The 9,447-nt window shown below is 39.5% G+C and carries 9 protein-coding genes; 7 read left to right on the forward strand and 2 right to left on the reverse strand.

Annotation, left to right across the window (positions count from 1 at the left end; genetic code table 11):
* Positions 1-15 precede the first annotated feature (15 nt).
* From SHK35_RS10120 to SHK35_RS10150, 7 genes are all read left to right on the forward strand, one after another.
* Positions 16-1,263 (forward strand): O-antigen ligase family protein, encoded by a 1,248-nt coding sequence (locus tag SHK35_RS10120; protein WP_318709671.1) that lies wholly within the window; start codon positions 16-18, stop codon positions 1,261-1,263.
* Between the two features lie 35 nt (positions 1,264-1,298).
* Positions 1,299-2,003 (forward strand): acyltransferase, encoded by a 705-nt coding sequence (locus SHK35_RS10125; protein ID WP_318709672.1) that lies wholly within the window; start codon positions 1,299-1,301, stop codon positions 2,001-2,003.
* 27 nt (positions 2,004-2,030) lie between these two features.
* Complete coding sequence (locus SHK35_RS10130) at positions 2,031-3,317, forward strand: polysaccharide pyruvyl transferase family protein (protein WP_318709673.1); 1,287 nt, start codon at positions 2,031-2,033, stop codon at positions 3,315-3,317.
* Positions 3,301-4,740: a lipopolysaccharide biosynthesis protein gene (locus SHK35_RS10135; RefSeq protein WP_318709674.1), complete on the forward strand. Its 1,440-nt coding sequence runs from the start codon at positions 3,301-3,303 to the stop codon at positions 4,738-4,740. Before SHK35_RS10130 ends, SHK35_RS10135 begins: the two co-directional genes overlap by 17 nt.
* A gap of 14 nt (positions 4,741-4,754) precedes the next feature.
* Positions 4,755-5,672: an aldo/keto reductase gene (locus SHK35_RS10140; protein WP_318709675.1), complete on the forward strand. Its 918-nt coding sequence runs from the start codon at positions 4,755-4,757 to the stop codon at positions 5,670-5,672.
* A 4-nt stretch (positions 5,673-5,676) separates the two neighbouring features.
* A complete protein-coding gene (locus SHK35_RS10145; protein WP_318709676.1) occupies positions 5,677-6,888 on the forward strand; it encodes a Coenzyme F420 hydrogenase/dehydrogenase, beta subunit C-terminal domain in 1,212 nt (403 codons plus the stop codon).
* Between the two features lie 86 nt (positions 6,889-6,974).
* Entirely contained in the window at positions 6,975-7,109 is a 135-nt protein-coding gene (locus SHK35_RS10150; RefSeq protein ID WP_318709677.1) for a hypothetical protein, read from the forward strand.
* A 123-nt stretch (positions 7,110-7,232) separates the two neighbouring features.
* Here SHK35_RS10150 and tnpC read toward each other — a convergent pair whose 3' ends face one another.
* Positions 7,233-8,870 carry an IS66 family transposase gene (tnpC, locus tag SHK35_RS10155; protein WP_318709678.1) on the reverse strand — a complete coding sequence of 546 codons (1,638 nt, stop codon included), beginning with the start codon at positions 8,868-8,870 and terminating at the stop codon, positions 7,233-7,235.
* A 274-nt stretch (positions 8,871-9,144) separates the two neighbouring features.
* Positions 9,145-9,447: IS66 family insertion sequence element accessory protein TnpB (gene tnpB, locus SHK35_RS10160; RefSeq protein ID WP_318709679.1), on the reverse strand; the 303-nt coding region annotated here is incomplete at its 5' end.

A 9,447-nucleotide genomic window follows, 5' to 3' on the forward strand; every position in this document is an offset into this window, starting at 1 on the left:
GATTAAGGAATGCTTATGAAAATAGTGATAAATAAAGAAAGATTCATATATTTGATGATATTTTTGAATCCTTTTTTTGAAATTATATATGGATTATTATATCGAATGAACATTGATCTGCCAATTAATCAGCTATGTAGAATGGTCATGTTTGTAAGTTTTTGGATTATGATTGCTAATGACAAGAAAAGCTTCTCAAATGTTTTTCTGATAGTGGTGTGCGATACATTGATTTGGATGCTGCAGGTTGCTGTTGGAATATCCAGGGTATCATTTGACGAAATAGTATTTTTGATAAAACTCATTTATGCAACATCTCTTCCAGCAATATTCCTGAGCTTAATTCGGACAAAATTAATAGATAAAAACAAATTTATAAATGCAATAATATATTCAACTTTTGTAATTGTATTTAGTCTATGTATTAGTCCTTTTGGACTGGGATTTAGAGCATGGGAAACAAATAGCTATCGAACAGGATATGTGGGGTGGTTTCGCTTTGGTAATTATTTGACTGCTACGCTCTTGGTATCATTTTGCCTGATATTAATTGATAAAACTGTGAGACGGCGCAAAGTTTGGATTTTTTTCACAATAATAGCACTTGTTCTTACTGGCAACAAGGCTGCGCTGATTGGTCTAGTTGGATACACCGTCTGGATTTCACTATATTGGCTTATACATGAAAAAAATGAGCATGCCAACAAGTTCTTTATGGCAATTGTAGTGGTGTTCTTCCCAATTGTCTGTTTGATCGGAATATTCTTTGTTGTTGATTATGTGAAAAACCAAATCGCATTGTATGATGCGTATGGGTATAAGAATCTTTTTACTTTTTTACTTTCCAATAGAAATCTACAAGTGAGATCAGTTGTGAATTCGTTAAGGGGAGAGGTGTTTGAAACCTGGGGGAAAGTGATCGGCTATGGATTTTCAAATGTTATAAATTGTATAAAATATAACAATCGCGGAAACTCACTTGAAATGGATTTATATGGACTCTACTATTATGTGGGATTAGTGCCTTTAGTAATGTGGATTTTTATATATTTCAGGGCAATTGTAAATGCGTTTTTTAATTACAAAAGAAACAGGAGCTTGGGCAATTGGATGCTCATAATTGGTTTAGCTATAATAGTTTTTCATTCGGTCTTTTCTGGTCATGTGATCTTTGAATCGTTGACGGTTGTATATGCAGCTGCATTAATTGCTATTTCTAATAGCAATGTGAGCAGACGGATGAAAACAATAGAGGAACCTTAAATCACCGTATGGAGGCCAATTGGGGAAACTAGTATATGAAAAAAATCATAGAAAAAATCAGGAAATTTTGTCGCGTCAGTATGTGGAAGTTTATTAAGTATAATTATTTGACAAAAGGTGTGATTAGAAATACAGGGGCATATATCATACCATATAAGCATGCGGTTCTTGAAATTGAAAGGGGCGGAGAATGGCATATTGAAAAAACACTTCACTTTGGGATTAATCGTTTGCGGGGATCGGCAGCTGAGGCACGAGTAAGAATTAGAAAGGGTGGAAAATGGATATCACATGGTGATGTTTTGCTGTTTGTAGAGTCGTTTGTTGACGTACATGAGAACGCTTTGTTTGAGACCGGTTTTTTTTCAATTAATGCGGGTTCAATTGTTGTAGTAGCAAAGCATATTCAATTTGGCGAAGATGTGATGATTGGCCGTGAAGTTACGATATATGACAGCGATTTTCATCAGGTACGAGATGAAAACGATAGACCGGTTAATTTTAGCCAAGATGTTATAATTGGTGATAAGGTGTGGCTTACAAATAAGATTGCAGTTTTGAAAGGCGTTAGAATTGGAGAAGGAAGCCTTATTAGTGCTATGACCTTAATTAGAAAAGATGTTCCGGCGCACTCTTTGGTGGCTGGAAATCCGGCAAAAGTATTGAAGAGTGATATAAGATGGAGCAGAGAATCGATTTGTGAATACGAGCAAGGCAAACAAGTAAGAAGGTTCGACTAGTAAAATAATGAAGTTAGGAGATATCGTGTGAAAATCAAACTGTTCTTTGTACATCCCAAGAATTATGGCAATATGATGATGGCGGCCAGCTTTATTACATATTTTACTAATATATTAGAAAATAAGTATAGAGATTTACCGGAATTCTATGTGGATGTTCTTGATGATTATGAATTGGAACTCGTAAGAAAGAGTCTGCCGGCCGGGATAAAAGTGTATAGAGAGAATTTGTTTAATAGAAAAAGAAGAGGAGTATTCGGTAAGCTTCAAAAAGCGGTATTTATACCATATGAAATTTATTATAATATCAAAAACTATGATGCCTGTGTTTTGCTTGGGGGAGATTGTATTTCGCAATATTACTCCAGACAGGTATTTATATCCAATATGCTTAAGCTTCATTTTATTGCAAAAAGAAATATAGTGCTGGCCCCTGGGCAGACAATGGGACCCTTTCATGGCTATGCGATACGTCTGGTAAAATGGGCGATGAAAGATTGTTTCATTTATGCAAGAGATCACGACTGTTATCTATACATAAAAAATAATTTTGATTTTGAAAATCTTTTTGAGGCAAGAGATTTGGCCGCATTAGACATTCCATACCAAAACAACAGGCAAATTGTCCAAGATACGCTGAATAAGTACATAGGTAATAGAGAATACATTACGATTGTGCCATCGGGAGCAAATTTTCAATATACGCCAGATACAGAGCACTATGTCGAAGAGTATGTGAAGATTATAGAGAATACCCTGGAGCATACACGTTTTGATGTTTTGCTTTTGGCGCATGTAATACATACTAATACATCCAATGATAAAGTGATTGTTGATCAAATAGCTGACAAAATCAGCGGGAGGTTCAAAGGCAGATTGACGATTATTGATTCGTTGATTTTGCCCTATGAGGCCAGAATTTTGTTGGGGAATGGTCAATATACCATCACAGGAAGGATGCATGCGGCTGTATCTTCCATAAATATGGGGGTTCCGGCGATTTGCTTGTCGTATAGTGTCAAGTACAAGGGTGTGATAGGGGATGTATATGGTATGAATGATTACATCCTGCAATGCCGTGGTGCCGATGCATGGCAAGGAGATAGGGTTTATACTACAATTGTTGAAATGCAAAAGGAATTATATAAAAACAAGGATCGAATTCAAAAGGCTCTAGTTGAGAAAAACGTTAACGTAAAAAAACTATCACTTTGGCAAATTGAAGATATTGTTGACCGCATTGCCCAATATGTCTCAGACAAAAACAATGAAAAAGCTGTGAGGGAGCTTATGAAAAATGAGAAATTCAGGTAAACGTGCAGCAAAGGCCGGTGTGGCCTATACGGTAGGCAATGTTCTTTTGCGAGGAGTTTCTTTTCTTACTTTACCGATCTTTTCTAGAATTTTGTCAACAGAAGAATATGGCTTGTACAATCTCTATGTGTCTTATGAAACATTGCTTACGATATTTGTGGGGGTGTGTCTCTACGGATCGCTGAGAACAGCTAAATATGACTATGAAGAGAGTTTTGATCAATATCTGACAAGTGCAATGTCCTTAAGCTTTGTTTCGTTCTTTGTTGTGCTTGTTTTGGGAAATTCGCTGTATCCTTTGTTCTTTGAGAGCTTTGAGTTTGATAGAACGATCCTCAATATTTTGATTGTTCATAGTTATGCGATGTTTGTGTTTCAATTTTATAATACAAGATTGGCTTTAGATTTCAGATATAAACAGTTTCTGCTTGTATCGGGAGCTAATTCTATTGGAGGAACTGTACTGTCAATATTTCTGATTGTATGTATATTCAAGGATGATAAGCATATTGCTAGAATATACGGCTACGCATTTGTGCCCATTGTGATTGCCGGGATCATAATCATATGGTTTGTCAAAAACTCCTTTAAAAAGAAAAACAAAATATTTGTTTTGGAGCATTGGCGATATGGTTTGATAATAAGCATTCCTCTGGTTGTTCACACGTTTTCGCAGCAGATACTTCATCAATTTGATCGCATCATGATTAGCCGGATAATTAATAATGTTGCAGTTGGAATTTATAGTTTTATTTATACAATAGCTAATATATTGCAGGTCATTGTTCAATCGATGGACAATGCGTGGTCAGTTTGGATGTATGAACAATTAAGATATCATCGTTATGAGGAAATTAAAAAGAAGGCGGCAGCGTATGTTTTGCTGATGAATATACTATATGTAGGGTTTATTTCACTGGCACCGGATGTAATAAGGATTACAGGCACAAAAGAGTATCACACCGGTATCCCTATGGTAGTTCCACTTGCATTTTCCATTTATTTTGTTTTCTTATACTCGCTTCCTGTGCACGTGGAGTATTATTATAAAAAAACTAAGTTTATTGCCATGGGAACGTTGTTGGCGGCTACGTTGAATATTGCTTTGAATTTTCTTTTAATAGAAAACGCTGGATATCAAGCGGCGGCTTGGAATACACTTGCATCCTATATTGCGTTATTTATATTTCATTGGCAGATTGCAAAGAAAATTGATTCAACGCCGATGTTTCCCACAACTCAAATTGTGTTAAGCATTATATCATTGACGGGATATTCGGTGCTTATTATTGCCCTAGCTGACTGCATACTGCTAAGGTGGACTGTAATGTGTGTTATGATCGTTTGTATGCTGCTGCTGTGTCGTAACATTATTAAGCCCATGATAAATATGATACCATTACTCAAAAAGTATAATAAATAATTGAGGATATAATAATGGGAGAATACAATCATTTTACTCTTTCTAACGGAATAGAAATACCTTGCATAGGTTTTGGTACAGACAGAACGTTCATTTTTCTGAGGAAGAATATCATCAAAGGCTTCTTCGGCATTATAAAAGATATTACATCTGGTGGATGTTATCATTTGAGAAGAGATACGTCCATTATAAATATTGTTAAAAATGGTCCGGCTAATGGATGCTTTCTTTATGATACGGCAAGCAGCTATGGACAGAGTGAAAGAGTCTTAGGGTATGCGCTGAATAAGTATAAAAGAGGAGATTTGTTTGTAATAACAAAGCTGTCAAATGAAGAACAACGCTGCGGAGATGTAGACTTGGCCTTGCGAAAAAGCTTAAGACGCTTAAAAACGGACTATGTTGATTTATATTTGATGCATTGGCCTCAGACAGGCGCATATATTAATAGCTGGAGACAAATGGAAAAGGTGTATCAGAAAGGGCTGGCCAAAGCGATTGGAGTATGCAATTTTAAAAGACACCATTTTGATGAATTGATGAAAGATGCGGAAATATGCCCTATGGTATGCCAAATTGAAAGTCATCCGCTCTTTGCACAAGAGGATATGCTTCGGTTCTGTAAGGATAATAATATTCAGATGATGGCATACACGCCGACTGGGAGAATGAATAAACGGATTCTGCAAAATGGCGACATTACGGAGATTGCTCAAAAGCATAATAAGTCGATTGCACAGGTTGTTATGCGTTGGCACCATCAAAGGAAGGTAATACCCGTCGTTAACACAACAAGCCTGGCCCATTTAATTGAAAACATGGATATATTTGACTTTTTTTTGACAGACGAGGAAATGGCGCGGATTGACCGGATGAATATAGATTGTCGTCTTCGCTATGATCCAGATACGGTTGACTTTACAAAGTGTTAATACTATGATTTATAGCTTTTATATCAACGACAAAAGCGGGGGAATTGCCATGGTAGGAAATATAGAAAAATCGATCTGCACAGGATGCAAGATGTGTGCAGAAGTATGTCCCGATAAAGCGATTTCATTTGAGACGGATAAGGATGGCTTTTGGTATCCGGTTGTAGACAACAAGAAATGTATATATTGCAATTTGTGCGAAAAAAAGTGTCCTGCATTGCATATGATTGGCATTGATAATGACAAAAAGCCAACAGTTTTTGCAGCCTGGTCTTTAAATGATAAGGTACGCTATGATAGTACATCCGGTGGTGTATATTTTGAATTGGCAAAAGCTTTTATAGATTCTGGTGGATATATAGCGGGATGTGTTTTTGCGGAAGATTACAAAAGTGCATATCATATAGTAGGAAACACCATCGAGGATCTGAAACGTATCATGGGATCAAAATATTTTCAAAGTGATACGGTAGGGATTTATTCTGAGGTGAAGAAGCTTCTCTCAGAAGGGAAGAAGGTGCTCTTTTGCGGAACCCCCTGTCAGATTGCTGCAGTTAAATCATTTATAGGTGACAGGGATGATGGCTTATATTTGGTGGACTTCATCTGTAAGGGAATCAATTCACCCAAAGCATATAGAGCTTACATACAGGAATTGGAAGAAAAATATCGATCTAAAGCAAAGCGGGTTCGACAAAAAAGCAAAAAGACAGGGTGGCAGAGTCTGGCGACAAATGTTGTATTTGAAAACGGAAGAGAGTATCATAAGGATCGTTATACAGATTGGTGGATACAAGGGTATACTTGTGGGAATCTATTTATGCGTGAAAATTGTCAGTACTGTCAATATAAAGGGCTGCCAAGATTGGCGGATTTGTCACTTGGTGATTTTTGGAAGATACATGGTTGTAAAGAAGAAGATATGCAAAAGGGGGTTTCCGTTCTTTTCCTTAACTCGGATAAGGGAAAATATTTGCTTGATACGATAAAAAGAAGTATCCATATAGAATTGCGCTCTTTAGATGAAGTTTTAGAAGGAAACCCGTATCTGTTTAAGCAGGCTGTTCAGAAAGGGGACAGAAGCAAATTCTTTTTACTGCTGGATAGTATGCCATTTAGTAAGGCAGTTAAAAAGACTTACACAGAAAGCTCGATTCAAACAATAAAGCGGTATCTAAAACTGCTGTTGAAAAAGATGGGTAGAAAAAAGTGGTAATTTCATTCAAACATGGGAGTGTCCCAAAGATTGTGTAAACCTTCGAACTGATGTAAGATAGACTTACCAGTTTGGAGGTTTATTTTATGGTAGGGAAAAAGGATACCCCACAAAAAGCGGCCCTTCGGGAAATGATGGGTAACTGCTTGAAAGAAAATGCGATTAAGGTCAAAGATGGGGTAGTGTCAAGGAGTCCGATAATTCCAGAAACGGCCATTTGAATATTCTTGTGCGGGAGGTTCTTCCGCAATTATCCGTTTCCCCTGCTTCTCATATATCTTAATTTAGCCTCCAGCAACGTAAACGTCAAATCCTCCGCTTCCTGCCAAATTATGCGCCGCTGTTCATTGGCGGCGCTTACTATAACATTCATCCGGAAGTTCTTTCGACCATGGCATGATCGATTCCAGCATTGCTTCATCTATATTCCCGTCTTTATCTTTTCGCTTCATCAGCTCTGTCAGCAGATACCGGATATAATAATAAACATTCAGACTGTTCGCACGGGCTGTCTCAGTGATGCTGTAAATGACCGCACTTGCCTGCGCTCCTCTGACTGTATTGATTGTCACCCAGTTTTTCCGGCCAACTGTAAAATTCCGCAGCGCACGCTCACTGGCTGAATCATCGATCGGGACTTCTCCATCCGTAAGAAATACTTTCAGATATTCTTCCTGATTCAGGCTGTAATTCAATCCTTTTGCCGTTTCTCCCTTCGGGAGGACCGTCTGGTCAGAACAGATCTCTCTGACCCACGTGAAATATTCCTCAACCAATGGCTTGATTGAGGCCTGCCGTTCCTTCAGGCGTTCTTCCGCAGTCAGTTCTTTTAAGGCTCCCTCCAGGTTATAGATCGCCCCAATCCTTACCAGTGCTTTATACGCGATGGAGGATTTGATGGCTTTTTCATTCCCCTTCCCAATCGCCTTGATCGCATTGGCAAAATGCCGCCTCGCGTGCGCCATGCAGTTCGCGTTGGTCACCCCTTCCAGTTCCCTTGCCAGCTTATGGTATTGTTCCAGCCCATCCGTCATCAGGATCCCTTTGAAGTCTTTATAATACTCTTTGGGGTGGCTGCTGTGCCTGGTCTTCTGGTACTCATACACAACAATCTTTGGACCCGGACTGAGTTCGCCGGTGAGATGCACCCACATATAACTTTTGCTGCCTGCAGGTCTGCCGTCATGGATGACTTCTACCGTTGTTTCATCACACTGGTTGACATGAGCTTCCAGTTGCCGTTGTTTCATCCAGTTGTATACAGGCTGGAAATATCTTTCCGCTGTCCGGATCGTCCAGTTAGACATGGTCTGTTTCGACAGCTGAAGTCCGTTTGTCTGAAAATCTCTGGCAATACGATCCAGCGGATTACTGTTTACATACTTCGCATTGATAATCGCTGCTTCCAGAGAAGGTGTGGCAATACTCCCCCGAAATAAAGTGGAAGGATGGTCTCCCCGCAGGAATTCGTCCTGATGGAGCCCATCTGTGCCAACGTATACTTTTACGATATGTTTCTCTGCGATCCATTTCGCAGGTTCGAACCGCAGCTGCCAGTAAACCTCATCCGGCATGCTTTTATAATTGCTTTCACCAAAGGTTTTGATCAGTTCCTCTTCCGGGACATCATGAGAAATTTCCTCCTGTGGGAAATCTTTCAGGTCTTCTTCTTTCTGTCCTTTCTTCTTTGCGCGGCGCACAGGCTTCAGTTCCAGACAGACTGTTTCCTCTATTGTTGGTTCTGGCGCATCTTCACTACAGTTCGCTTCGGCCTCATTAAAAAAGGAGATCTGTCCTGTAATCTCGCCCAGTTTTTCTGTATGCCGTCCAAAACGCTGCTGGTTTGCCAGACGGATCTGCTCGATCAGGTTCTCATAGTCATGCTCCAGCTTATCCAGACGGTCCTGCATCTGAAAAATGACACCGTCTTTTGTCTCCATATCCATGTTTTTCAGTTGTTCGGGTGTAAATTTCTGACACATACTAATGACCGCCTTTTCTGTAAAAAGTATACCAGAAAATGCAGAATTGCGCCAATCCCGCGTGAAAAGCGTTCCGTCATTTTGCCCTGATTTCTGGCGGGCCCAGCTTCGAAATGAACGCCTGTAAGATATAGAACCCTCAAACCTTGCCAGTTCTCGACAGTACCGCCGGCAGGCTCTGCTGCTGTATCAGGAGATACCTGCCACGCCCCCTGGGTGCTGATTTTCAGGCCGTTAAAGCAGAAGAAAAATTTCTCTGTTTTGCACAATCATTTCAATATATTTTTTCCGGTACCACCTCTTTCACTCTGAGATCCAGCGGGTTAAGTCCCATCATCAGATAATGGAACTGCTCTTCCGTGAGGTCGGCTGCCTCCTGTGTATTTCTTGGCCAGGACATCCGTCCACTTTCAAATCTTTTATACAGAAGCAGGAATCCTGTCCCCATCCAAAGCAATCCTTTGCAGCGGTCAGACCGCTTGCCGCAGAAGAGGAAAAGTGTCCCTTTTTCAAATGGATTCTGTCCATACTGATCCCCGATGATCATTGCCAGCCCATCAATTCCCTTCCTGAGGTC

The organism is Candidatus Acetatifactor stercoripullorum (assembly GCF_944382095.1).
GTDB lineage: Bacteria > Bacillota > Clostridia > Lachnospirales > Lachnospiraceae > Acetatifactor > Acetatifactor stercoripullorum.

What these genes read in the sequence shown, in the direction of transcription:
- SHK35_RS10120 (WP_318709671.1), top strand. Translation starts at nt 16, where the DNA reads ATGAAAATAGTGATAAATAAAGAAAGATTCATATATTTGATGATATTT.
- SHK35_RS10125 (WP_318709672.1), top strand. Translation starts at nt 1,299, where the DNA reads ATGAAAAAAATCATAGAAAAAATCAGGAAATTTTGTCGCGTCAGTATG.
- SHK35_RS10135 (WP_318709674.1), top strand. Translation starts at nt 3,301, where the DNA reads ATGAGAAATTCAGGTAAACGTGCAGCAAAGGCCGGTGTGGCCTATACG.
- SHK35_RS10140 (WP_318709675.1), top strand. Translation starts at nt 4,755, where the DNA reads ATGGGAGAATACAATCATTTTACTCTTTCTAACGGAATAGAAATACCT.
- SHK35_RS10145 (WP_318709676.1), top strand. Translation starts at nt 5,677, where the DNA reads ATGATTTATAGCTTTTATATCAACGACAAAAGCGGGGGAATTGCCATG.
- SHK35_RS10150 (WP_318709677.1), top strand. Translation starts at nt 6,975, where the DNA reads ATGGTAGGGAAAAAGGATACCCCACAAAAAGCGGCCCTTCGGGAAATG.
- tnpC (WP_318709678.1), bottom strand. Translation starts at nt 8,870, where the DNA reads ATGTGTCAGAAATTTACACCCGAACAACTGAAAAACATGGATATGGAG.